The organism is Pseudobacillus sp. 179-B 2D1 NHS (assembly GCF_045370945.1).
Classification (GTDB): Bacteria; Bacillota; Bacilli; order Bacillales; family Domibacillaceae; genus Pseudobacillus.
This window is the reverse complement of the sequence record NZ_JBIQDP010000016.1, coordinates 40,385-65,554: the sequence shown is the minus strand read 5'-3', so window position 1 is coordinate 65,554 and position 25,170 is coordinate 40,385. Positions and strand designations below refer to the sequence as shown.

23 protein-coding genes are annotated in these 25,170 nt (G+C 39.2%); 17 read left to right on the top strand and 6 right to left on the bottom strand.

The features are described 5' to 3' along the window. Nucleotides 1-46 precede the first annotated feature (46 nt). The 3 genes from ACH0BF_RS15980 (at nt 47) to ACH0BF_RS15970 (ending at nt 4,631) form a co-directional block, all read left to right on the top strand. Entirely contained in the window at nt 47-907 is an 861-nt protein-coding gene (locus tag ACH0BF_RS15980) for an adenylyltransferase/cytidyltransferase family protein (RefSeq protein ID WP_340854256.1), read from the top strand. An 86-nt stretch (nt 908-993) separates the two neighbouring features. Then, nucleotides 994-2,319 carry an MFS transporter gene (locus ACH0BF_RS15975; RefSeq protein ID WP_340854254.1) on the top strand — a complete coding sequence of 442 codons (1,326 nt, stop codon included), beginning with the start codon at nt 994-996 and terminating at the stop codon, nt 2,317-2,319. A gap of 329 nt (nt 2,320-2,648) precedes the next feature. Further along, the gene (locus tag ACH0BF_RS15970; RefSeq protein ID WP_406909672.1) at nt 2,649-4,631 is read left to right on the top strand and encodes an amidohydrolase; all 1,983 of its coding nucleotides are present in this window, start codon (nt 2,649-2,651) and stop codon (nt 4,629-4,631) included. Between the two features lie 171 nt (nt 4,632-4,802). On the opposite strand, the gene ACH0BF_RS15965 is transcribed toward ACH0BF_RS15970, so the two are convergent. Continuing rightward, nucleotides 4,803-6,044: a MerR family transcriptional regulator gene (locus ACH0BF_RS15965; protein WP_340854251.1), complete on the bottom strand. Its 1,242-nt coding sequence runs from the start codon at nt 6,042-6,044 to the stop codon at nt 4,803-4,805. A gap of 204 nt (nt 6,045-6,248) precedes the next feature. Between ACH0BF_RS15965 and ACH0BF_RS15960 the strand changes: the two genes are divergently transcribed. From ACH0BF_RS15960 to ACH0BF_RS15940, 5 genes are all read left to right on the top strand, one after another. Continuing rightward, nucleotides 6,249-7,592 (top strand): APC family permease, encoded by a 1,344-nt coding sequence (locus tag ACH0BF_RS15960; RefSeq protein ID WP_340854249.1) that lies wholly within the window; start codon nt 6,249-6,251, stop codon nt 7,590-7,592. 30 nt (nt 7,593-7,622) lie between these two features. Next, complete coding sequence (locus tag ACH0BF_RS15955) at nt 7,623-9,272, top strand: amidohydrolase (protein ID WP_406909671.1); 1,650 nt, start codon at nt 7,623-7,625, stop codon at nt 9,270-9,272. Between the two features lie 481 nt (nt 9,273-9,753). After that, complete coding sequence (locus tag ACH0BF_RS15950) at nt 9,754-10,098, top strand: cupin domain-containing protein (protein WP_340854245.1); 345 nt, start codon at nt 9,754-9,756, stop codon at nt 10,096-10,098. A 129-nt stretch (nt 10,099-10,227) separates the two neighbouring features. Then, the gene (locus ACH0BF_RS15945) at nt 10,228-10,701 is read left to right on the top strand and encodes a flavin reductase family protein (RefSeq protein WP_120031087.1); all 474 of its coding nucleotides are present in this window, start codon (nt 10,228-10,230) and stop codon (nt 10,699-10,701) included. Nucleotides 10,702-10,961: 260 nt separating this feature from the next. Continuing rightward, the gene (locus ACH0BF_RS15940) at nt 10,962-12,116 is read left to right on the top strand and encodes a cysteine desulfurase family protein (protein ID WP_340854243.1); all 1,155 of its coding nucleotides are present in this window, start codon (nt 10,962-10,964) and stop codon (nt 12,114-12,116) included. Nucleotides 12,117-12,223: 107 nt separating this feature from the next. On the opposite strand, the gene ACH0BF_RS15935 is transcribed toward ACH0BF_RS15940, so the two are convergent. The 3 genes from ACH0BF_RS15935 to yidC all read right to left on the bottom strand — a co-directional run bounded on the left by ACH0BF_RS15935 (nt 12,224) and on the right by yidC (nt 15,026). Then, nucleotides 12,224-13,405, bottom strand: a complete 1,182-nt coding sequence (locus tag ACH0BF_RS15935; RefSeq protein WP_120031091.1) for a toxic anion resistance protein — start codon at nt 13,403-13,405, stop codon at nt 12,224-12,226. Next, nucleotides 13,389-14,060 (bottom strand): 5-bromo-4-chloroindolyl phosphate hydrolysis family protein, encoded by a 672-nt coding sequence (locus tag ACH0BF_RS15930; protein ID WP_120031093.1) that lies wholly within the window; start codon nt 14,058-14,060, stop codon nt 13,389-13,391. Before ACH0BF_RS15930 ends, ACH0BF_RS15935 begins: the two co-directional genes overlap by 17 nt. A 183-nt stretch (nt 14,061-14,243) precedes the next feature. Next, the gene (yidC, locus tag ACH0BF_RS15925) at nt 14,244-15,026 is read right to left on the bottom strand and encodes a membrane protein insertase YidC (protein WP_120031095.1); all 783 of its coding nucleotides are present in this window, start codon (nt 15,024-15,026) and stop codon (nt 14,244-14,246) included. Between the two features lie 205 nt (nt 15,027-15,231). Between yidC and bioB the strand changes: the two genes are divergently transcribed. From bioB to ACH0BF_RS15895, 6 genes are all read left to right on the top strand, one after another. Further along, nucleotides 15,232-16,233: a biotin synthase BioB gene (bioB, locus tag ACH0BF_RS15920; protein ID WP_340854240.1), complete on the top strand. Its 1,002-nt coding sequence runs from the start codon at nt 15,232-15,234 to the stop codon at nt 16,231-16,233. Nucleotides 16,234-16,503: 270 nt separating this feature from the next. Further along, complete coding sequence (locus ACH0BF_RS15915; protein ID WP_340854238.1) at nt 16,504-17,100, top strand: TetR/AcrR family transcriptional regulator; 597 nt, start codon at nt 16,504-16,506, stop codon at nt 17,098-17,100. Nucleotide 17,101: 1 nt separating this feature from the next. Next, entirely contained in the window at nt 17,102-17,803 is a 702-nt protein-coding gene (locus ACH0BF_RS15910; RefSeq protein ID WP_340854236.1) for an SGNH/GDSL hydrolase family protein, read from the top strand. A 41-nt stretch (nt 17,804-17,844) separates the two neighbouring features. Beyond that, nucleotides 17,845-18,663, top strand: coding sequence for an SDR family NAD(P)-dependent oxidoreductase (locus tag ACH0BF_RS15905; RefSeq protein WP_340854234.1), 819 nt, complete (start codon nt 17,845-17,847; stop codon nt 18,661-18,663). A gap of 196 nt (nt 18,664-18,859) precedes the next feature. Further along, nucleotides 18,860-19,264 (top strand): CidA/LrgA family protein, encoded by a 405-nt coding sequence (locus ACH0BF_RS15900; RefSeq protein WP_340854232.1) that lies wholly within the window; start codon nt 18,860-18,862, stop codon nt 19,262-19,264. Beyond that, on the top strand, nt 19,242-19,925 hold the full coding sequence (locus ACH0BF_RS15895; RefSeq protein ID WP_120031108.1) for an LrgB family protein: 684 nt from the start codon (nt 19,242-19,244) through the stop codon (nt 19,923-19,925). Before ACH0BF_RS15900 ends, ACH0BF_RS15895 begins: the two co-directional genes overlap by 23 nt. 205 nt (nt 19,926-20,130) lie before the next feature. Here the strand turns inward: ACH0BF_RS15895 and ACH0BF_RS15890 are convergent, their stop codons facing one another. After that, on the bottom strand, nt 20,131-21,486 hold the full coding sequence (locus tag ACH0BF_RS15890; RefSeq protein ID WP_340854230.1) for a TrkH family potassium uptake protein: 1,356 nt from the start codon (nt 21,484-21,486) through the stop codon (nt 20,131-20,133). A 234-nt stretch (nt 21,487-21,720) separates the two neighbouring features. On the opposite strand from ACH0BF_RS15890, the gene ACH0BF_RS15885 reads away from it, so the two are divergent. Further along, entirely contained in the window at nt 21,721-21,996 is a 276-nt protein-coding gene (locus ACH0BF_RS15885) for a YkvA family protein (RefSeq protein WP_340854228.1), read from the top strand. Between the two features lie 50 nt (nt 21,997-22,046). Here the strand turns inward: ACH0BF_RS15885 and ACH0BF_RS15880 are convergent, their stop codons facing one another. Then, a complete protein-coding gene (locus tag ACH0BF_RS15880; protein ID WP_406909669.1) occupies nt 22,047-23,219 on the bottom strand; it encodes an LL-diaminopimelate aminotransferase in 1,173 nt (390 codons plus the stop codon). A 185-nt stretch (nt 23,220-23,404) separates the two neighbouring features. Here ACH0BF_RS15880 and ACH0BF_RS15875 point away from each other — a divergent pair, with 185 nt between their 5' ends. Next, nucleotides 23,405-24,835, top strand: coding sequence for a phospholipase D family protein (locus ACH0BF_RS15875; RefSeq protein WP_340854226.1), 1,431 nt, complete (start codon nt 23,405-23,407; stop codon nt 24,833-24,835). A 116-nt stretch (nt 24,836-24,951) separates the two neighbouring features. After that, nucleotides 24,952-25,158 (top strand): DUF1657 domain-containing protein, encoded by a 207-nt coding sequence (locus tag ACH0BF_RS15870; RefSeq protein WP_120031118.1) that lies wholly within the window; start codon nt 24,952-24,954, stop codon nt 25,156-25,158. Nucleotides 25,159-25,170 lie beyond the last annotated feature (12 nt).

Below are 25,170 nucleotides of genomic sequence, written 5' to 3'. Positions count from 1 at the left end.
ACAGTGATAAATTATCTCAATTATATTGTAGGAAAGGTGAGGCATATTGGAAATTCTACATTTAACACACCAACTGGATAAATCGTTTCGTATTCAAGAACCTCATGTCATGGCTTTAGGGTTTTTTGATGGTGTTCATTTAGGTCACCAATATTTATTACAGCAAGCAAAGAACATCGCCAAAAAGAAAAATCTAAAATTTACTGTTATGACCTTTGACCCTCATCCAAGTGAGATTATTAAATGTGAAACGAGTAGAAGATATTTAACCCCGCTGTCTTCCAAACTTGAAAAGCTATCTAGTTTTGGTGTAGAAAGAATTTTTGTGATGAAATTCACCCTACCTTTTGCGTCCCTTCCTGCAAGTGAATTCATTAATCGATACGTGTTAGATCTCAACGCTACCCATATTGTTGCAGGTTTTGACTTTACCTTTGGTTATAAAGCTCAGGGCAATGTAGATTATTTACGAAATGCCAGCATGAATAATCCCTTTGAAGTTACTGTAATTCCAAAAAGGACAACGAATGACAACAAAATAAGTTCAACGTTAATAAGAGAACTAATAAGTGATGGAAAGGTTCACCTCGTACCGTATTACTTGGGGAAACATTATGAAATTAATGGAATTGCTCATTTTCCAACGGATTTGTGTACAAGAAAGAAGCTGAATAATAGTGAGTTTCATATTCAAGGGAAGTATGTTTTACCCAAACGAGGTTTATATAAAGCCGAACTAACAAATGGATATAGAACCATTCAAGGTTTTTTTAAATGTGACAGCGCTCATGAAGGTAGATATGAACTGAGCAGCAGTAAACTAGAGTGGTTGAAAGAAGGGAGTCAAAAAGAACTTACAGTCAAATTTCTCAATAAAGTAGCTTATACCGACACGATCTCTATTTAAACTAAGGAATGTATATGGAGTTAATTAAACAGATCAGTAGATATGAATTTACCCATAAAAAGAAAATAGTTGGAGGAATGAAAATAATGGGAAAAGAAAAATCAACCGTAAGTTCCCGGAAAGTATTATTCGCTAGTTTAGTAGGTAGTACAATTGAATTTTACGATTTCTTTCTTTATGGCACGGTAGCTGCACTCGTATTTAATAAACTGTTTTTTCCTAGTCATGATCCATTTGTCAGCTTATTACTAGCTTATGCTTCTTTTGGAGTAACATTTTTTATCCGCCCCCTTGGCGGTCTCGTTTTTAGTCATATGGGCGATAAATTCGGCAGAAAAAATACCCTTGTCATCTCACTTCTTTTAATGGGAGTTTCAACAGTATGTATTGGATTGCTACCAACTTATCATGCAATCGGAATTTTAGCACCCATTTTGCTTGTATCTTTACGGCTGCTTCAAGGAATTGCTGTTGGAGGGGAATGGGGGGGAGCTGTTCTCCTAGCAGTTGAAAATGCACCGAAAGAAAAACGGGGCTTTTATGGAAGCTTCCCTGCAATGGGAATCCCTCTTGGCATGCTGCTCGGAACAACTGCTGTTTCATTAGTGAGTTTACTTCCAGAAGAACAATTTCTATCATGGGGATGGAGAATTCCTTTTTTACTAAGTGCGGTTTTAGTCATTACGGGTCTCTGGATACGGCGCGGAATTGAGGAAACATCAGCATTCAGTGAAGAAAAACAAAAAGGTAATGTTGTAAAAGTTCCTCTTTTTGAGACATTGCGATATCATTGGAAAGCTGTCTTAATTTCATTAGGAGCAAAATGTGTAGAAGTGGGTCCATTCTATATTTTCACAACATTTTTTATTTCTTATGCTACAGATAATATTGGTTTCTCAAGGACTACAGCATTAAATATCATTACGATCGCAACAGTTGTTACAACATTGTGCATCCCAATCATGGGGAAATTATCTGACATAATCGGCCGTAAGCGCGTTTTTATGATAGGGGCAGCAGGGATTGCTCTATTCTCTTTTCCATACTATTATTTATTATCAACACAATCAATCTTTTGGGCATATACCGTTTCAATTATTGGTTTAGGAATTCTGTGGTCTGCCATTGCAAGTATTATTGGAACAATGTTCACCGAAATGTTTAGCACGAATGTTGGATACACGGGAATAACACTTGGCTATCAAGCAGGTTCCGCATTGTTTGGAGGAACAGCTCCGATGATTGCGACTGTTTTGTTAAGTGCTTATCATAATTCTTGGGTTCCTCTCGCTAGTTTTATTGCTATTCTTTCCGTCGTTTCTTTTATCTCTGTTACATTCTTACGCAGAAATCAAGCAGTGAATACTCATGTAGATCACCCATTATCTCAGGAGGATACAGTGGCTAAATAACAAAGTGGAAAGATACCGCTTCCATATATCTGAATATTAAGAATAATGTATGCGCATACATTAAGCAGAGAAACTTTTAAAACCTTTTTATGGAAGTAATCCATAAGAAGGTTTTGTCCTTGAAGTAAAGATCGGATTCATCAAATGCCTTGGATCATTAAATTTCTTCTGTTTTCGGTAGTAAAAGTCTAGTAACAAATTTATAACTAGAATGCGGATGATGAAGAAGAGAAAGACCATGAATATCCATTGTAAGCAGTATGAAGTAAAATAGATTGATTTTTAAGGGGAAACAGTAAAAGTTTAAAATCAATTGAAAGGGTTTGATTATGATAAAAAAATATTTATTTCTTCTATTGATAGTGCTACTTTTTAATTCGGTATTTACAGGGAGTACGTTAGCGAAGAAACATTCGAATCAAGCGGCTGATTTGATTTTTAAAAATGGCGATGTGTATACAGTTGGTAAAGATCGAAGTTGGGCGGAAGCGGTTGCGATTAAGGATGACAAGATTCTCTATGTTGGTGATAACAAGGGGGTTGCAGCTTTCAAAGGCAACAATACTAAAGTGATGAACTTAAAGGGAAAAATGCTTATGCCTGGATTTATCGACAGCCATAACCATGCGTACCTTATGGCGGAAAGTCTTTTTTGGCTGAGTCTTAATCCTTATACCACTGTGGAAGAACGTCAACAGGCTATCAAGGATTATTTAAAGGGACATCCCAATATTAAACAATTACGCGGTGTAGGCTGGGATGAAATTAAACGCGATAGTGAATCCAGAGGGGTCACTCCTAAAGAATTGCTCGATCAAGTTGTCCCTGATATACCTGCTGTCTTCATTGCAAATAGTCACCATAGTATATTGGTCAACTCAAAGGCACTAGAGATGGCAGGGATAGATGAAAATACCCCTGATCCGCAGGGAGGAACTATTGAACGTGATCCTAAAACAGGAGAGCCTACAGGGATTTTGCATGAATTTTCCGCCCAAAACCTTGTGATTAACGCTCTTCCTCAACCAGATTTTACAGTACAGCAATATAAAGAGACGATCCTAACTTGGCAAAAAATAGCTGCTGAAGATGGAATCACTTCGACATTTGTACCGATTCACTATCCAACCGAAAATCTGCTTAAAGCATTTGAAGATCTGGATAATGAGAGAAAATTGACTGTAAGATACGATTTAGGTTTATGGGCTGATGAAAACAAAGGAACGGAACAGATTGGAAGATTAAAAGAATTACGCGACAAATATCAAGGAAAATCGTACAAGATAGATACCATTAAAATATTTGCTGACGGTGTCGGTGAACACAAACTGGTTTGGGATCAAGATGTTTTAGAGGAGACCGTAGCTGCTTTGGATAAAGAAGGTTTTCGCGTCTATATCCATGCGATTGGCGATCAGGGATTTTACCCATCTCATAATGCTTTAAGTGCTTTTGAATACGCGGCTGAAGCAAACGGTAAAAGAGATTCCCGTCATGTGATTACCCATATAGACTGGGTTAAAGAAGATGATGTTACCCGGTTTAAGAATTTGGGAGTCATACCTGCTCCTCAGCCTGCATGGTTTGGTAAAGGCTGGTATCAGGGTGTGAGTGGTGAGCAGCTGAAGAACCTTAATCGATTGAATAGCTATTTTGAAGCCGGAATACCCGTTGCTTCATCGAGTGATTTTCCTTCAACAGATACTTTTAAAAGAGATATGTATCCTTTAACGGGATTAGAAGTAGGGATAACAAGATTAGATCCGGACACAACCACTGAAGCCGATCTAAATAAAGTAGCATGGCCTAAGGAAAAAGCTACTCTCGATGAGATGATTACAAGCTATAGAATTAACGGAGCCCATTTGATTTTCCAAGAAGATGAAAGAGGCTCTATAGAGGTGGGGAAAAAAGCGGACTTGGTTGTTTTGGACAAAAATCTCTTTGAGATTCCTGTAACGACAATTGGCGAAGCGAAAGTTTTGCTGACTTTGTTCGAAGGGAAAGAAGTGTTCCGTCATCCCACGCTTATTAACGCATCCTATATAAAAACTCTTGTTGAGCAATTCAAAAAAGATGGGGAAATTTCCAACCATGGTGCTGCCCGTTCCTTGCAGGCCCATTTGGATCAAGCGGTACGTTTGGAAAAGCGAGAAGCAGCAGAAAGAGTGGTCAAGCACATGCAAAAGTTTAACGAGTTGCTTGACAAGCATAAAAAAAATAGGGTGATATCCGAGGATGCATATAACACACTAAAAATTCATACAGATTCATTGATTAAGAAGTGGCAAAAAGATTGCAAGAAAGACTAGAGTTACCAAGTTGATAGTGAATCAGGTAGTTGGGTGGGTCCCATTTGATTAGGGACCCCGTTTCTTGTGCTTGTAAAGAGACGACTACAACCACTTCATATCGCTATTGCCTCGCAACTAAAATTGTAAACATTAGAAAATAGGATGTTAAACAAAAAATTATTCCATTTCTCATTCTCTGTGGTTCTCCTCTTTCGCGATGTACCCTTCGAAAATCATACTTTCTTCCTCAACATGATGCTCAATATAGATCCCCGGCTTTTTTACCTCTCCGATTGAAAGAGTCTCTGTTAGCTGAAATTGATAGTTATCGATATTAGCTTTGATAAAATCCTTTTCAAAGTTTTTAAGATAGGCACTCGGATAGAGTTCCTTCATTTTACGTATAGATTTTGCGCCTTGTTTATAATAAGCGAGGCATCCAATAATTGTGGCATCTTTTTTACAAAGATTTGTGAGCTTTGCAAGAGGGAACACATGATTAAATAGTGCATAGTCGTTGAAGGAAATGCTATCAATGAGATAATCAATGCTCTTATTTGCCAATGGCAAATGAAGAGACGAGTTGACAATATAAAGGACTTTCAAAGCTGGATTGATTGAGTCAATTTTCGCCTTCAGCTTCTCGACCATTTCTTGTTTACTGCCGCAAAAGATGTAATAGGCATTTTCTGATAACAGATGTAAATACTTTGGCAGAAATACAAAGGTATCAATGCAAGGTTCCATAACAACTTTATTTTCTAAATCGACATTTTTCAGTTTTTGATAAGTGAAGAGACTGCATTTCTCAATCACTTTGACGAGTTCAGGGCTCATTTCTTTTACCGTTTTTTGCTCATACAAGTATGCGCTATTTTGAGTGGAGTCATCAAGGTCAGGAGCATACAATATGCTTTTATGAATTTCTGCATGATAGCCGCATGTACAATGAATAGAGGCATCGATAATCGAATCATTATGAATCAGTGCGTTTTGAAATTGAAAAGAACCGGAACAAACAGGGCAACGCAGAAAAGGGATAAACGACAAAGAAAAACCCGTTCCTGGTTTGCTGGTTTCCTTTTGGCGAACGGCATCAATTTTCTGATCAATTTCTTGTATCGTCGAGTAAAGTTTAGAAATTTCAAAGGAGATTTCTTCTTTTTTTCGTTCAAGCATTTGCATGTAGAGAGCCAAATCTTCATGGTCACGCAGCAATGTAATCCTTTTTAAATCAATGATTTCCCTGATTTCATTTAATGTAAATTCAAACGATTTTAATTCAGTAATGATTTTCATATCGTCTTCACATGTTTGATCAAAATCATAATATGTCCCTGTTTTTACAGGTATAAGCAATCCAAGATTCATATAGTAGCGAATCGTATCAATAGATACATTGAATTTTTTAGCAAATGAACTAATTCTCATCTTTCACTTCTTTCCTGGAGTATACTCCATGCTTTTCGTAAATTTATTTAAAAATACAGATTGACCTCCACCATAGACAATCTTTTAGTATTTATTCGAGATGTTTAAAATTTCAGCCAATTCGCTCAATAAAGGAGGATAAAGATTTTAACTATTATCTTAATTTAACATTAGCAAAACTTATTACAAGGAAGGGATTTTAATTTGGAAAACACACACATGGAACGCTCACTTACGTTGTTACCACTTATTATGTTTGGAATATCCTTTATGGCGCTTGGAACGGTATTTAGTACATATGGAATAGCAGCAAAACTAACCCACGGTATGGTTCCTTCTGCTTACATTTTAGCATTGGTTGCAATGTTTTTTACAGCATTAAGTTATGGCAAAATGGCCTCCGCTTATCCAGTAGCTGGTTCTGCTTATACGTATGTGCAGAAATCCATCTCTCCGTTTGCTGGTTTTTTGGTAGGATGGAGTATTCTGGTTGACTATTTACTTCTTCCGATGGTCAATTATTTGATTTTTGGTACATTTTTGCATGCCGCTATACCAGGTGTTCCTAAGTTTATTTGGATTTTGGGGATGATTATCCTAGTTACATTTGTGAATGTGAGAGGAGTCAAACTAGCCACCAAAGTCAATTTTCTTATCAATGCTTTTTCTGCTTTATTTATTATTTTATTTTGCTTTTTTTCTATCAAATATATGGTTACAAATGAAGGCGCTTTCTCCTTGTTTACATTGACACCATTTTATCAGCCTGAAGCAGGATTTTCTGCAGTCATAGCGGGTGCATCGATTCTATGTTTCTCTTTTTTAGGATTTGATTCAATTACTACATTCGCGGAAGAAGTTAAGAACCCCACAAAAGTTCTGCCCAAGGCCATTCTGATTATTACTTTTTCAGGCGGAGCTATCTTTACGCTAGTTGCATACTTAGCGCAGATTGTCTATCCGAATTATGCCTCGTTTAGTGATCCCGATTCCGCATCATACGTGATCATTCAGTCTGTGGGCGGGAGCTTTTTGGCCTCGTTGTTTATCGTGATGATTTCTATTGGCTGTTTCGGATCAGCAATGGTTTCTCAGGCAAGTGTGGGACGTTTACTTTATTCAATGGGCCGGGATGGTGTATTGCCAAAAAGAATTTTCGGCTTTATTCATCCAAAATATAAAACACCCTTTAACAATCTGTTAATTGTTAGTGCGATTAGTTTGGCTTCCTTATTTATTAATATGGCAACCGCTACTTCGCTGATCAACTTTGGTGCTCTTCTCGCTTTCACTTGCGTTAATCTATCCGTGATCGCTCACTTTTATTTGCGACGAAAGGAACGTTCCATTACTGGAACAATTCAATACCTGCTGTTCCCGATTGTTGGAATGGTTTCGGATGTTTGGCTTCTTTGTAATCTTGCTTCCTATTCTCTGACATTGGGCATCGTGTGGTTTTGTATTGGATTGGTTTATTTAATGGTGATAACGAAAGCGTTTAAACAAAGACCTCCAGAAATCCAAATGGATTCTGTAGAAAATCTCTAATCTTCTATATAAAGAAAGGAAAGATATGAAATGAATGCAGATTTGATCCTAACAGGAAATAAAGTATTTACCGGCCTTGCTGATCATCCGGAAGAGGCAGCAATCGTCATTCAAGGAAATCAGATTATCGCTGTATGTTCGATTGAAGAGAGCAAGTCTTATGCGGGGAAAGAAACAAAGCAGTATGACTTCCATAACCAACTAATTCTCCCAGGGTTCCATGATGCTCATCTGCATGTGATGCTTGGCAGTCTTTTTAGCAACTTTAGTGTTGATTTAGGGGAAGCGGCATCTGAAGAAGAGGCAGCAAAGATGGCGAAGGAATTTGCGGATAAGAGACCAAATGACGATTGGGTTATCGGTAATGGATGGGATAGCGGAAATTGGGAGAAGAAAGGGTTTCCTAGCCGTTTCTCCCTAGATCAGGTTATCCCTGATCGTCCAGTTCTGCTTTTTCATGCTGAAGGACACTATGCCTGGGTAAACAGTAAAGCTTTAGAAATTGCCAGAATAACTCGCCAAACAGAGAATCCTCCTTTTGGAACTATTTTGAAGGACGAACAAGGGGAACCGTCAGGTGTGTTAATTGAAACAGCGGTTGCTTTGGTAGCGGATATCGCACTTGCTTTTTCTAAAGAAAGACAGTATGAGCTGTTGAATGGATTTCTTCAGCAGGCTAAAAGAGAAGGAATCACTTCCGTGAACGATTTGTACGCCCAGCGTGCTCTTGAAAAGCTGGAAAGTTTTGATACCTTCGGGGAATTTGATGAAGCCGGCCGTCTAACCACTCGTATCCATTTTTATCCTGCTTTGAATGGAGATCTAAATCGGGTGAAACAACTACGGAATAGATTTAATTCAGATAAACTAAGATTAGCAGGACTAAAACAATATATTGATGGTGTTATTACTGGATATACTGCTTACATGCTTGATCCCTACCTTGATAAACCAGAAACGAAGGGGCATGTCGCCTTTTCGCCGGAAATGATCAAGTCTTGGGTAGCAGAAGCAGACCGAGAGGGTTTTCAAATTCGCTTCCATGCGATTGGGGATGGAGCGGTTCAGTTAGGATTAGATGCGTTTGAAGAGGCACAAGAAATAAATGGACAGCGGGATTCCCGACATGCTTTAGAGCACGTCGAAGTCATTAACCCGAATGATCTTCCACGTTTTAAAGAGCTTGGTGTCATTGCATCCATACAGCCTTCTCATCTTGCTTTGATGCCGAGAACCAGTATTACATCCCGTGTGAAGGAGGAAAAATTCCCTTATCTCTACACTTGTAAGTCATTGCAGGATGCGGGCGCAGCTCTGGCTTTCGGAACGGATTTTCCGATCGCACCGTTGAGCCCTATTCTACAAGTTTTCCATGCAGTCACAAGAGTCGATTACACCGGGAAAGACACATGGAATGCACAAGAACGGATTGGGATTGCAGAGGCACTTCGGGCTTATACAAAAGGGGCAGCTTACAGCGTGCATCGAGAGAAAGAGCTAGGAACATTGGAATCAGGCAAGCTTGCTGATATTGTTGTTCTCGACCGTGACCTCTTTGCTGTTCCGCTTGAGAAAATACCTGAAACAAAAGTGAAAATGACCATCATGGACGGTGAAATCGTCTTCACTGATCTTGAACAACAAGCAAATGTCGTAACAAACTATGCAATTAAGGAATAATAAAAGAGCGCCACATCGCTATTAAGCTGATAGTTTCTTGTATTTCAAAAAAGCCTGTCCTTTATTTTAGAGAAAGAACAAAAGCTGAAAATAAGCCTCATGAACGAACTAAAACGGATAGATCTTTAGAAATGCAAATTCTATCTTTTTAAATAGGGAAGTGATTGCTGTGAACAAGAACTCAAGTGATGGAATTGTAGCGGTAAAGGGAAAGAATGCACAAGCTACCAAACTGCAGAGGTATATTTCAAAAAAATTCTAACAATTTATTGACTTATGAATTCAGTGTTATGTACAATGTATACATAGAGCTGAATTGAAGTTAAAAAGCATATAAGGGGGCACACAAAAATAGCATCTCTGCCAGTCAATTTATATTTGAAGAATCTCTTTGAGCAGAATTATATAACCTAAAGTCTAATAGAAAGTCATGCTTTCTTAGTAAATGCAAATTTAAATAGATGGTAAGGAGGAATAAACATTGCCAAAACAAGAACTTGAATTTACTAGTTATACAAAATTCGAAGTAGAACATTTCGAAAATGTTAAAGGATTATCTCAAAGAGTGATTGCTGAAGATCCGGAGAGTGGAGTGGCAACTCGTATTTTACAATTTGAGCCTAACACAGATACATCACCAAATGGAGTGCAAATTCATGACTTTTGGGAAGAGCTGATCATCATCGAGGGTTCAATTATTGATTTGCAATTAAACGAAGAATTTACAGAAGGAATGGTTGCTACCCGTCCCCCGGGCATGAAACATGGTCCTTGGAAATCGCCAAACGGATGCAAGATTTTTGAAGTCCGTTATTACACTACATAAAGCCGACTACATTATCTCTTCAAATGGACAGGTAGGTAATATGAAAAGATTGATAGTTACATTTTTAAATCAGGTAACTTCTATGAAATCATCTCAATATCATTTAAATTTTAAGGAGGCAATCAACTGATGGATGATAGAACTTTTAGAAATGCGATGGGAAAATTTGCTACAGGAGTAACAGTCATTACAACACTTTTAGAAGGTGAAGCACACGGTATGACTGCAAATGCATTTATGTCAGTTTCCCTTAATCCAAAATTGGTCTTAATATCAATAGGTGAAAAAGCTAAAATGCTAGATAAAATTAACGAGTCTGGAAAATTTGCTGTTAATATATTGTCTGATGATCAAAAAGAGCTATCCATGCATTTTGCGGGTCAAACGAAAGAAGAACGTGAAATTGAATTTGATTGGGTAAATGAACTACCAGTAATAAAAAATGCTTTAGCAAACATTGTATGTAAGGTCCATAGTAAACAAATAGCAGGGGATCATACACTTTTCATTGGAGAAGTAACTGATATTGTCACTAGCGAAGGGGCACCACTAGCCTTTTATGAAGGGAAATATAGTGAAGTTAATCAGCTAATTAGCTTATGAGTAATAATGAACAAGATAAGACTATTATTTAAGGCAGATAATTAAATGGTGTGCTAGAAAGAGTGATAGTGTAAAAACATAGAACTATATATTTTTTTCGACTTAAGATGATAATCAAAACAATTTATGCATCAATGCAGCTCTATCGTAGACAGACTTCGCCTGTTATTGGTGAGTCTGTCTTTTTTATTATATAAAAGGTAGATTATATCCCAAGAGTAACCACTCTTAGAAAAGAATTTAAAAAGGAGGAATGAGAGTTGAAACGCATTTATTTAGATCATGCTGCAACGTCTCCCATGCACCCAGAAGTTATGAGAGAGATCCTCCCATATATGTCAACTGCATTTGGAAATCCATCCAGCATTCATTCTTTCGGTCGGGAAAGCAGACATGCTGTTGATGAATCAAGATCCATTCTTGCTGCAAGTATTGGGGCAAAACCGAGGGAAATTATTTTCACAAGCGGTGGAACAGAATCTGTTAATCTTGCTGTTATTGGAGTCGCTCTGGCAAATGAGCAGAAGGGTAAGCACATTATTACGACTAAAATTGAACACCATGCGGTCTTGCATTCATGTCTTTATTTAGAGAAATTAGGGTTTAATGTGACTTATCTACCTGTTAATGAAGAGGGAAATATATCGATAGATGATTTAAAGAAGGCACTTACAAACGAAACGATTTTAGTTTCTATTATGTATGGAAATAACGAGGTTGGCACGATTCAGCCTATTGAGGAAATAGCCGAGCTTTTAAAAGACCATCCAGCTTATTTTCATACTGATGCCGTCCAAGCATATGGAATGGAGAAAATCGATGTTCAACAATTAGGCATTGATTTTATGTCCGCAACGGCTCATAAAATTAATGGACCAAAAGGTGTAGGGTTTCTTTATGCAAGAGAAGGGAAGAGAATAAATCCCCTTATTTTTGGAGGAGGGCAGGAACTTAAACGGCGTGCTGGTACAGAAAACGTTGCCGGTATTGTTGGTCTAGGGGTTGCAGCAAAAATGGCACTTTCTTCTCGTAAACAAAGGAGTGAACAATACCTATCATTTAAAGAAGAGATGTTATCCATTTTCCGTGAGCATGACCTAGAGTTTAATGTTAATGGCTCTTTAGAAGGTTTACCGCACGTGCTAAACATATATTTTAAAGGGGCACATGTGGAATCTCTATTAACAAATATGGATCTTGCGGGGATCGCTGTGTCGAGCGGCTCTGCTTGCACAGCTGGATCGATTCAGCCTTCACATGTATTAGTCGCAATGCATGGAGAAGATGCTATGCGAAGTATGTCTTCAATTCGGTTCAGTTTTGGGAGAGAAAATACGTTAGAAGATGTGAGAATTGCTGCAAATGAAACAGCTAACATAGTTACACGATTAGCAGCTGAGAAGCTTAGAAAATGATTAAATAGAAGAAAGCAATAAAAAAGAAGGCTTATCCAAAATCTATATTTTGGATAAGCCTTCTTTTTTATTAACCGTTCATTTCTTTTCGATCTGTTGAAACCTCTTTATTTTAAATTTAACAATTTTTGCTTTAGCTCATTTTCCATAGAAGAAAGTTCTTGTTCGGCTTGTTTACGTTTAGCCCGGCCTTCCTGTTGAATGCGCAGCGTTTCTTCTAAAGTAGAGATCAAATTGGCCTGTGTTTTCTTTAATGTGTCGATATCAACGAGGCCACGTTCATTTTCTTTTGCTGTTTCTATTGTATTCGTTTTTAGCATTTCAGCATTTTTTAATAGCAAATCGTTGGTTGTTTGTGATACTTGCTTCTGGGACTCCATCGCTTTTCGCTGTCTGACAAGCGTAAGTGCAATCGCCACTTGGTTTTTCCACAATGGAATAGCCGTTAAGATGGAAGACTGGATTTTTTCAGCTAATGCTTGGTTCATGTTTTGAATCATGCGAATCTGCGGGGCGCTTTGAATCGTGATCTGCCGACTCAGTTTTAAATCATGTAGTCTTTTTTCTAGACGATCAGCAAATTGTACCATGTCGTTTACATCTTGAAAGTCCATTTGATCTCCTGACTGCTCAGCCTTCCGGCGCAAAGCAGGAACCGTTTCCTGTTCTAACTCTTCTAGCTTTAATTCCCCGGCTGCAATAAAGATATTTAACGCCTGGAAATATTCTTTATTTTTTTCATACAATTGCTCCAGCATTTGTATGTCTTCCAAAAGAATCTTTTTCGAGTGATCCAACTTGACGCTAATCCGGTCAATTTGCGTGCCAACCTTTTGATACTTTGACATAATTTCTTGAATAGAGTTGGATACTTTATTAAACAGACGACTGAATACATTCTTTTTTTCAGGACTTAATTCATCCGGATTGACTTCCTGCAGTTTCTTCATTAAATCACTTAAGATATCCCCAATTGTTCCGATATCTTTTTGTTGTACATGATCAAGCATGGAATGTGAAAAACCTGAAAGCTTCGTCTGAGCTGCTGTACCATAGCTGATAACCGCCTGGTGATTTGTCGGATCAATTTGCTTGGCGATTTCCTGAGCTTTGAGTCGGTGTTCTTCAGGAAGCACATCAATCAATTTTTTAGGAGCTGATTGTTCATGAAGAGAGGGGCTGGGACTTTGCTCCATTAAGCTTTCGCCGAATGGCGAAGAAAGCAAATCATCAAGCCCACCCACATCTTCCTTTAATAAGGAGGGACGTTTCTCATTTTCTGTTGTCATAATTTATTTTATCTCCCTTCTCCAGGGCCTCGGGCAGTTCCTGTCTATTTAATGACTGCTTGGCCACATCGAGTTCAAAAGTTAAATGTTCAATATCTTGTGCCAATACTTTATGCAAATCTTTTTCTAATGTTTTTGTTAGATCATTGAGTGTTTCTTTTGTTTCCAGCAAAGACTGTTTGACGGATGAGTCCTTCAATTTTTGGGAATTTAACCACGCATATTTTTCAGCCAGTTCAACAACAGAGTCCAAGTGGGAATAAAAAAAGGATTCTGCTTCATAAAAACGCTTTGGCTCTTTTTTCACTACCGAAAAAATTCTGCGTACGAGACGGTTCAATTCAATCATTTGTTTTAGGGAACTGATGCTGCGCACGCGGACAAACACGTTTTTTAGCCGGCTTAGTTTTTGTTTTGCTTCTTTCATATTTTCAAGAATAAAATTGTATTCTTTTCTCGTTAAGCCATATTTTTTATATAGACGCGCATCTGCATATTTTCCCAAACCGAAATAAATGCCGGCCCCCAAGGCCACAGCTAATATAACTGCCAGCAAGGGAGAGAGCCCGAGCTGATTCACAAAGAGCAGCGAGCAAATGATCACTGCGGGAATGGTGATCATTGCACGAAGGATAAAAAGCAATGGATTTTTCATCGTACTCACTCCAGTTATGATTTTCCTTGTAATACGCGCGATCTGTCAAAAAGTTTCATGATTCTTTAAATTTTATCAAAAATGCAGCCGCTTTGTCTTTACTTTTACTAATAGAAGAAAAGAATGGGAAAGTCAACTGAAAAGAAAAAAATGAAACAGATCCTTTAGGATCTGTTTCATTTTTTATTTTCCTTTGCTTACTTCTTTAGCAGGATAGAGTTTCTTACTCAGCCACGTTTGTCCGATGAGGAACAGACCGCTCACTCCCCAATACAGTGGAAGTGCTGCCGGAGCGGAAAACGAAAATACGAGAATCATAACAGGTGAAAGCATGCCGACAATTTTCATTTGCTGTTGCTGCTGTTCTGGCATGCTCATTAAGGATACTCGGAATTGAATAAAGTACATAACACCAGCGATAATTGCCATTCCGATATCCGGCTGGCCAAGCTTGAACCAAAGAAAACCGGCATGCCGAATATCGTCTGATGTCCGGATCGCATAATATAACCCCATCCAAATAGGCATTTGCAAAAAGATCGGTAAACAGCCCATGGCAAATGGATTAATATTATGCTGCTGGTAAAGGGCCATCATTTCCTGTTGTACTTTCCGCTGCTCCTCTGGAGTTTTGGCGGCTTTCAATCGTTTCTGGATCTTATCCATTTCTGGTTTAACGACTTCCATTTTCTCTTTCATAACTTGCTGTTTCTTCATCGTGTTCAGCATTAAAGGCATTAAGATCAAGCGAACAGCGAGCGTGATAACAATGATAGCAAAACCATAGCTTCCGAGAAGCTCGCCAAGTGCATGAATCAATTCAACAAAAGGTCGGACGAGATAATCGTGAAAGAAGTGCCCCTCCTCTTGAGCAGCCTGACACCCGCTCAAAAAAAGGCTGGCGCCGAGCAAAGAAGATAACAGTATCGATGTTTTTTTCAATGAATAGTTCCCCCTATAAGCCATTAATTGGCAGTCAAACTGTTTCTATATGATGAAAACTAAAATGAGTATACCTTAAATTGCCTGTTAGTTCAAATGAATACATACGTAGAATAGCCTATTCGTTTTCATCACTAATGGGTTTTGTGAACTTTTATTTATAATAGGTTGACTTAAAAAGCTTTTATCTTTTATCCTTAAAGAGAGAAAAGATAAAGGGGAGAGAGCAATGGCAAATTGGGACCATGTAGCAGAGCAAGTGTTGGAAGGGAACGAATTAAGTGATGAGCAGGCATTGGCCGTGCTAAATTGCCCAGATGAGGAGCTGCTGGCTCTTTTGCAGGCTGCATACAAAGTGAGAAGTCATTATTACGGCAACAAGGTGAAGTTAAATATGATCATTAATACAAAGTCAGGGCTATGCCCGGAGAATTGCGGCTATTGCTCGCAATCTATCCGGTCGACGGCTCCAATTGAAAAGTACAGAATGATGGACAAGGAATCGATTTTACAGGGAGCCAAGCGGGCGTATGATTTGCAGGCCGGCACGTATTGCATCGTCGCCAGCGGCCGCGGGCCGAGTAATAAAGAGGTAGAGCGTGTGACGGAAGCAGTGAAGGAAATTAAAGAAAAATATCAATTAAAAGTGTGCGCTTGCCTCGGGCTGCTAAAGCCGGAACAAGCAGCCAGGCTGAAGGAAGCGGGAGTAGACCGTTACAACCATAATCTCAATACTTCAGCGAGCCACCATGAACAAATTACAACGACTCATACATACGATGACAGGGTAAGAACGGTCAATACCGTCAAGGAATCGGGCATCTCTCCTTGTTCGGGCGTCATCATTGGCATGAAGGAGCAAAAGGAAGACGTGGTTTCCATGGCCCGCAGCTTACGAGTGTTGGATGCCGATTCTATCCCGGTAAACTTTTTGCATGCGATCGATGGGACGCCGCTTGAAGGAACGGCTGAATTAAATCCCCGTTACTGTCTAAAGGTATTGTGTCTGTTCCGCTTTATTAATCCGTCAAAAGAAATCCGGATATCAGGAGGCCGGGAAGTGAACTTAGGTGCACTTCAGCCGTTGGGTCTTTATCCAGCTAACTCTATCTTTGTAGGGGATTATTTAACCACTGCCGGGCAAGAAACGACAGCTGATCATAAAATGATTGAAGAAATGGGCTTTGAAGTCGAGTTTGCTTCACAGTCAGAGGAGCAGCCGGTTGTGTGAATGAGTGCTAAGCTACAATAAAGAGACTTAAAAACGGAAGGGTGCTATTCAACAATCCAATCAGAGTGTTGAATAGCATTAAGATTAGAATAGGACGAAGATTTGTACGCAGTTCCGTCCTATTCTAATCTCTAACAAAAACTTCTTCTCTAAAATAATGTATAAATTGGTAAAATAATATACAATCAAATTAGAACAATCGTTCAAATATGTGAATTATATTTATGGCTTAATTAGAACGATTGTTCAATTTAAGGCGGGTGCAACTTTTTGAATAAAAGACGTTATGACAGTGAAAAGGCAAGAAAGGAAATCATGGAAAAAGCAACATTGTTATTTTCTGAGAAAGGCTACAATCAAACATCAGTTGGAGACATATCAAAAGCGTCTAGTTACAGCAAAGGGCATATTTATTATCACTTTCAAAATAAAGAAACGCTTTTTGTCATACTGGCAAAAAAAACGATGCAAGAATGGCATGACAAGTGGCTGAGAAAAGAATCTACTTGCTCTTCTGCAACAGAAAAGTTGTACGGAATGGCCCTGCATGTTCTCTATAATTACCAGACACCGTTATTAAAAGCGGGACGGGAATTGGCATCAAGTCCGAATTCGAGCTCAGAGTCTGTGAAAGAATTATACAATTTAGCCATTGTTCCAATGAGTGCGTACCGTGCTATTTTACAAGAAGGGGTAGATCAAGGAGAATTTATAGCTGGAAATATTGATGAATGGACCGTATTGCTTGGATCATGGCTCGGGGGATTGTGCCAGCTCACCAATACTCAGGAACTGGGTTTGCTTGAACCTCTTTTTAATCAAGCAATAACCATCTTTTTAAGATCCATCAAAAAGGAAGGGATATAAAATGAGGATTGGCTTAATTGGAGATAGTTTAACAGAAGGTCGCCCTGGCGTGTCTTTCTTGAATTTATTAAAAGAGAGATACCCGAATTTGACTTTTGATAATCTCGGAAAACCAGGTGAAACAGTCAAAAGTTTGCATGCTAGACTAACCAAATCGAAATTAGCAACAGATTATGATCTGGCTTTCCTGTGGATTGGAACCAACGATGTTTATTCTAAAATGTTAAGCGTTCAAGCACAGCCTGTTACAGGAGACCGTCAGGAATTTCGAGAAGTGTTTACTAAGGTTTTAGAGATCGTTATCGCTTCTGCAAAACAGGTTGTTACTGTATCGCCGGCAATTATAGGAGAAAACATGAGCAATGAAGCAAACAAAGAATTAAGGGATTTGTCTACAATCATTCAGTCGATTACTGATCTATATTCCACTGTAAGCTTTTTGAATATGCAGGCTGTGTTTGAAGGACATCTAGCCAACGTGAAAAGCTCGGATTACATGAGCACCAGCGTTTGGAGAGTGATGAAGGATGTACTATTTTATAAAAATGAGGCTCGGATCGATCGATTATCAAACAAGCGGGGGCTCCATTTGACATTAGATGGCATTCATTTAAATACTAGCGGTGCCCGGATCGTTGCCGATGAATATACAACGGTGATGGAACATCTTATCTATAATAACAGTCGTACATTGGAGAAGTAATTCTTGATAGAAGGTGAAGTTTTTCAAACGGAGGGATTGGCATGGGGGAAAGTAAAAAAGTTGCGATTGTAACTGGTGGAGCATCAGGAATAGGGAGAGCGATCTGTAATGAATTAACTGCACATAATGTGTTTGTCGTTATTGCAGATATTAATATTCGAGAAGGAAAAGCCGTTGAAGAAGACCTTAATAAAAGAAATCATCATTCAAAGTTTGTTTATTTAGATGTCACTGATTCAGCTAGTGTGGAAGAGCTTATTAGAGAAACATATAGGGATTTTGGGAGATTGGATTATCTTTTTAACAATGCTGGCATGGCTATGTACGGTGAACTATATGATATGTCGATAGAAGACTGGAAAGAAATTATGGATATTAATTTATGGGGCGTCATTTACGGAACTCAAACCGGATACAAGATTATGAAGGAGCAGGGATATGGTCATATTGTCAATACGGCATCAGCTGCAGGTCTTGGTCCTTCTCCTATATCCTCAGCGTACTCAACAACAAAGCATGCTATCGTTGGGCTCACCACCTCTCTTCACTATGAAGCAGAAGAATTTGGTGTGAAAGTGAGCGCGCTTTGTCCGGCCTTTGTTGATACTCCAATTTTTGATGAAGCGAAAGCCATTAATATTAATAAATCTATGATGACCGAACAACTAAAAAAACAAAAGCCGATGTCACCAGAGCAGCTTGCCAAAATGACGATTCGTGCCGTTCATAAAAATAAACTTATCATCTGTCCACTCCCCATGCGTAAAACGATGGATGTCATTTTTACAATTTTTCCTCCATTACACCGTTCACTTATGAAATTAGTTTGTAAGGTAAGTAGAAAAGCCCGTATGTTGTAGCCAATCTTATCATTTTCTCAAAATCATTCGCTCTTGTTGAACAGACCAGTTAAAGGAACAAAAATCTCTAATAGGGCAGTTTTTCTTATAATAAAAACTCTGTTTTATTTTTCCACCTGTCGTAGTTCTGCTGTTTCATTTAATGTTACTATTATATAAATACAAAATAATGTAGAGCAGAAGAAAGGGTGGGGCTATGAGAAATGGTTGTCTGTTTATTGTTCAACTCGCTTTTTTATGGCTGATTTACGAGCTGGGCCAATTTATTTCTGGATTTTTTCACTTGCCTGTGCCTGGCAATGTTTTAGGAATGCTCATTTTATTTTTGTTGCTTTCTTTTAAGATAGTGAAAATAAGGTGGATTGAAAAAGGGGCTTTATTTCTAAACACGCATTTGGCTTTTTTTTTCATACCTATCGCCGTCGGTTTAATGACTTTCATGCCACTTTTAAAAGAGAGCGGTGGAGCGCTCGCTGTTATTTTATTCGGCAGCTCCATTATCGGAATGGCAGTAACAGGCGGAGTGGCGCAATTTTTATCAGCGAAACAAGTGCACAAAGAAAAAGGGGAGACTACCCGTGAGCATCATCACTCTGTTTAATATTGTCTTAACACTTGTGGTTTATTTGCTTGCCCGTGTTCTTGCCTCCCGTTTCCCATCGCCGCTTACTACACCTGTATTTTTAAGCACAGTGACTATTATTTTTATCTTAGTGTGCAGTGGAATGTCTTATGAAGACTACACACCTGCAAAAGAGATCATGACTTATTTGCTTGGGCCTGCGACGGTAGCACTGGCTATTCCGCTGTATCACAACCGACATGTATTATTGCAGAGAGCTATGCCTGCTTTTTTTGGATTGACAGCTGGGACACTGGCAACTATTACTTCGGCAGTTTGGCTAACCAAAGCTTTTCAGTTGCCAATGGCGACCGCTGCCTCTGCCGCAGTCAAGTCAGTCACCACTCCGGTAGCCATTGAAGTAGCTCGTATAATCGGGGGAGATCCAGCTTTATCAGCTATCTTCGTTATGGTAGCAGGAATGTTCGGTGCCATGTTTGGACCCTGGCTGCTCACATGGATGAGGGTGACAGACCCCTTTTCCCGCGGCTTGTCCATCGGAACGACTGCCCACGGAATAGGAACGGGCCAAATCGTTAATGAAGGAAGTCTTCAAGGGGCCGTTTCGGGCGCCGCTATGGGATTTGCAGCTATCTTTATCTCTTTTGTTCTGCCATGGTTTTTTCCATTGTTAAAATAAAGGCCCGGTTAATTTTATCTGGTTGATTGGAGTGGAAGTTACAAAGACCTCTCTATCGTGTAGTTACAGGGTTTTGTATGAGGAATTCAAATTTACTATTCAATGCCCTATGGAAAGCAAAGAGAATCCGCTCGATTCTTATGATTAACATAGCCATAATAAAAAAGACGCCGTTTTTGTTTCGGCGTCTTTTTTACCTGGGCGATTACCCAATTAAAATTCGTTCCTTTGGGAAGTTATAGCTGTCCTTAATTTCTTTTCCGCGAATAATAAAGAGCAAAGAGAAAAGCCCGATTCTTCCGATAAACATTAGCGTCATCAATAATAGCTTAGCGGAAGTGCTTAAATCGCTTGTGATGCCTAAAGATGATCCGGTAGTTCCGAAAGCGGAAGATACTTCGAAGATGATCTTTATAATGGGCAGCCCTGGTTCAAGGAATGAAAGAAAAATAATCGAACCGCCCCAAATAAAGAAGCCTGTTGTGATCACGACGAATGAGCGTTGTACATCAACTGGATGAACTTCTCTATTAAAAATCTTAATGGTATTTTTTCCTCTCGCATAAAAGTAAACACTCAAAATAGCGATCGCAAAAGTAGTCGTTCTCAGCCCGCCACCTACACTGCTTGGCGAAGCGCCGATAAACATCAGTGTTGAAATAAGCAGCAGGGTGGCCATTGAAAACTCGTTCAAGTCCAGTGAAGTTAAGCCGGCACTGCGAGCAGCGATAGATTGGAAAGCAGAATAAAAGAACGACTCATGCCATGTTTTATCAATGAAAAAGTGATTTCGTTCAAGCAAATAAATGAGCAGAGTACCGAGAGCCGCCAAAATGGCATATACGGTCGTTGTCAGCTTTGTAAACAGAGAGAAATGAAACTTCACTGGCTCTCTGTAAGTCAAATAATCTTTAATTTCTACTAACACAGGAAAACCGATAGCACCGAGCACAATCAATATCATATTGATAAACTGGACAAAGTAATCATTGGAAAAACCAATTAATGAGCTTCCGGTTATATCAAACCCGCCGTTCGTTGTGGCGCTGATTGAAGCAAAAACCCCATGTAAAAAGGCTTCAGAAACAGTCGGATAATATTGAAGAAAATACGTGCTTAAAATAAGAGCACCGACAGCTTCAATTCCAAGAATTAATAAAAAGATTTCAATCATCAGCCTGACGAGTCCGGCTAAATCTGTTCTATTTTGGTCAGCCATGATCAGCTGACGCTCGCGCATCCCAATCCGCTTTCCAAATAAGATCCAGATAATAGAGCTCAGAGTCATAATCCCTACGCCGCCTACTTGCAAAATAAACAGGATAAAAAAATAACCGACGGTACTGAATGTGTCAACGACTGAAACTGTTGATAACCCAGTAACACTTAAAGCACTGACCGCCACGAAGGCAGCATCTATAACAGAAATTTCAACTCCGGGTTTATGAGCAATAGGTAACAGCAATAAGCCGGTAGAGAACAATGCACCGGTTAGATACAGCATGACGATTAATTGAAAAGTGGACAACTTGAGTGCTTTTATTTTCCCAGGATCTTTCATAACATCTACCTCTCAATTTTCCCGGCATAATGTCTGCCCGATTTTTGCGTCGTAAAAACATATTCCCTATTATATTAGAAAAAGGAACGAATTTAAAAGCCTTTCCTCAAAAGAAAAAAACCTTCAAAGATATGAACAAATGACAGAGAGGATGTTTTATTTTTTTCGACAAAAAACGAAACCAAATAAAAAAGAAAACGTATAAATAGGCAACTGCGGAAAAGGAGGAAAAAGATGAAGAAGATTTGGAAGCGGCTAAAGTTTGTTTTTACTTTCAGACGGTCTATCCCGTTCTTAAAGGATTTCTTTTTAAGCAAAGAAGTAACTGCCGTTAGCAAAATAGTATCCATTGGGTTAATCATTGGCTATTTGTTGCTGCCATTTGATTTGATTCCTGATTTTTTTGCCGTTTTCGGCTTAATAGATGATATTGCCATTTTTGCGTTTGTACTTCAACAAATTGTTAAACTGGCACCAGATTCATTAAAAGAAAAGCATAAGATGATATAAACACTGCCCTGTACCGCTATTTGAGGTACAGGGCCATTTTTTTTTTTTTTTCAGGAGACAGGAGCAAAAATGACTTGCAAATTTCTTGCCGCTTTTATTAATTGCTCTTCCGGCTGAACAAGGGCGATTCGCACATAGCCCTCTCCGGAAGGGCCAAAAGCATTTCCTGGCACCATAACGACACCGGCTTTTTCAATACAGTAAAAAGCAAACTCTTTGGAAGTCCAGCCTGCCGGTATTTCGGCCCAAATAAACATGCCGCCTGATGGACGGTCAACATCCCAGCCGATAGTGCTCAACTCATTGATGAATAGGTTCCGCCGCCGCTCAAAAACGGAGCGGACCTGCTGGCTGATTTTCTCGGCATGATCGAAGGCGGTGATGGCCGCAGCTTGAATCGGGGCAAATATGCCGTAATCTAAATTAGACTTTAATTGAGTGATTGCTTTAATGATATCCTCATTGCCAGCAATATAAGCGATGCGGGCTCCAGCCAGGCTAAAGCTTTTAGAAAGCGAATTAATTTCAATGCCGACCTCTTTGGCGCCTGGCACACTCAAAAAGCTGAGCGGTTTTGTATCATCAAAATAAAATTCTGAATAAGCTCCGTCATGAAGAACGACAATCTGATGTTTTTTAGCAAAAGCGATGACGTCGTTGAAAAATTGCTCATCTGCTTCGCCAGCAATCGGATTGCCGGGGTAGTTTAAAATCATCAGTTTTGCTTTTTCAGCAACCTCATTTGGAATAGCGGTTAAATCAGGAAGAAAGCGGTTTTCTTTAAGCAATGGCATGTAAAAAGGCTCCGCTCCTGCTACAGCTAATCCGGTTTCATAGGCGGTATACCCAGGATCTGTGACAAGAACGACATCTCCAGGGTCAGCAAATACGAGCGGTAAATGGACAAGTCCTTCTTGGGAGCCCATCGCATGAACAATTTCTGTTTGAGGGTTTAAGGTAACCCCGTATACCCGTTTATAATAGCGAGCGGCTGCCTCATAAAATGCTTTCGTGCCTGAGAGGGTATACCCATAGCTGGAAGGCTCAGCAGCTCGGGCAGCAAGCTCATGGCGGATAACATCCGCTGGCGGGAGGTCGGGACTTCCTAAGCTTAAATCGATGAGTTCTTTTCCTTCTGCTTCCTGCTTGACTTTAAATGATTTTAACTCACTAAAAATAGATGAACCGAACTTTTCCATTCGCTTTGAATAATGAAACGCCAAGATGAACGCCCCCTGTGTAGTATAGATCAGTCTTTATTCCATATTGTAGCATACAGAATTCTTATTTAATTTTAAATTTTTCAATTAATTACCATAATTGTTCAGATGGCAAGTTTGGGCTTGCTTGCCAGTTTCCTTTCTCCGGGAACGGGAATAGTCCTGTATGCAGGAGAGGGAGGAGCATTATGGACAAAAAGAGAACGAGAAAGCAGATTTTGATTATTATTTTTCTAAGCATTTATGCAGTCACCATGCTGGGCAATGTGTATAAGCCGCTTCCCAAGCATGTATCATATGAAAGCCCTGTTTACCAGGTAGGGGAAGATCAGGTGAATTTTTATTATAATTTGTCTGGAAAGAGAAAAGAGGGGAAGACATTTACTGAACAAATATTTAAAAGAACACTGGAGATTATTGATGAGGCTGACCAATTTATCGTATTGGACTTTTTCCTCTTTAATTCCTATCATAATAAAAATCAACAATTTCCTAAAATAACAGAGAAGCTCACTAGAGCCCTGATTGAGAAAAAAAAGAAAAACCCGGATATAGACATCATTCTTATCTCCGATGAAGTAAATACATCCTATAATTCTCACAAGGCACCTGAATTTGAAATGCTGAAGAAAAATGGCATAAAAGTTGTTTTAACCGATGTTCAACCGCTGCGTGATTCCACCCCGCTTTATAGTGGAGTGTGGCGGATGTTTTTTCAATGGTTTGGCGACAAAGGAAAAGGATGGCTGCCCAATGCACTTGCGGAAACGGCACCGGATATGACGGTGCGTTCTTATTTGAAATTATTTAACGTTAAAGCGAATCATCGGAAGACCATTGCCACAGAAAAAACAACGCTTATCAGTTCAGGCAATCCTCATGATGCGAGTGCATATTTTGCCAATACAGCCTACGAAGTGAGAGGAGCTTTAATGAATGATCTGCTCGTTTCAGAAAAGGCGGCGGCTGATACACGACGGAAAATTACTTTCCCGGAGCCTGTCCACCAACAGACCGGTAAAGGCAATATGTACGTACAGTTATTAACAGAAGGAAAAATTGCAAAAGCGGCCAAACGGGAAATAACAAAGGCGAAGAAAGGAGAAGAAATCTGGCTTGCGATGTTTTATCTTGCCGATCGTGACATGGTTGATGCTTTGGCGGAGGCGGCGAATAGAGGGGTAAAAGTGAACCTCATTTTAGATACGAACAAAAACTCGTTTGGTAAAAAGAAAACAGGATTGCCGAATATTCCAATCAGCGAAGAACTTCTGGAAGATTCTCACGGCAAGATCCATATTCGATGGTTTGCGCCAGAACCTGAGCAATTTCATACGAAAATGATTTATATAAAAAAGAAGAAGAGCAGCACGATTATTAGCGGTTCTGCCAATTATACATCAAGAAATTTGAACAACTTTAATTTGGAGACAAGTGTAAAGATAACAGGCCCTCATTCGGCTGCTGTCATAGCGGAAACAGAACGTTATTTTCAGCAGATTTGGAACAACGAAGGGGCAGAATATACAACGAATTATAAAATACATTATGAAAAAACAGCAGGAATCAAGAGGGTAGTATATACACTACAGAAGCTTTTGCATTTAACCACATATTAATATAGAACCAAACAAGCAGGCGGATTCGCCTGCTTGCTTGGTTTGCAGAAATTGACAAAATAATTTTTTTTAAAACAACCATGCTATAAGAGAATCGATTACAAGGAGGAACAGCAATGACAGTAATTAGTGATTTAAAGCAAACGATGTCCGGATTAAAAAGTGCCCAAGCAAGCCTCGAGGGATTTGCTTTAGCTACAGAAAACCAACAGGCGAAGCAATTATTCCAAACGGCTGCTCAACAAACCCAGTCGGTAATAGATGCTCTTCAGCCGCGCATCACTGAAGTAGAAAATGAAGAACCGCAATACAAAAATAGTTAAATAAATACACTT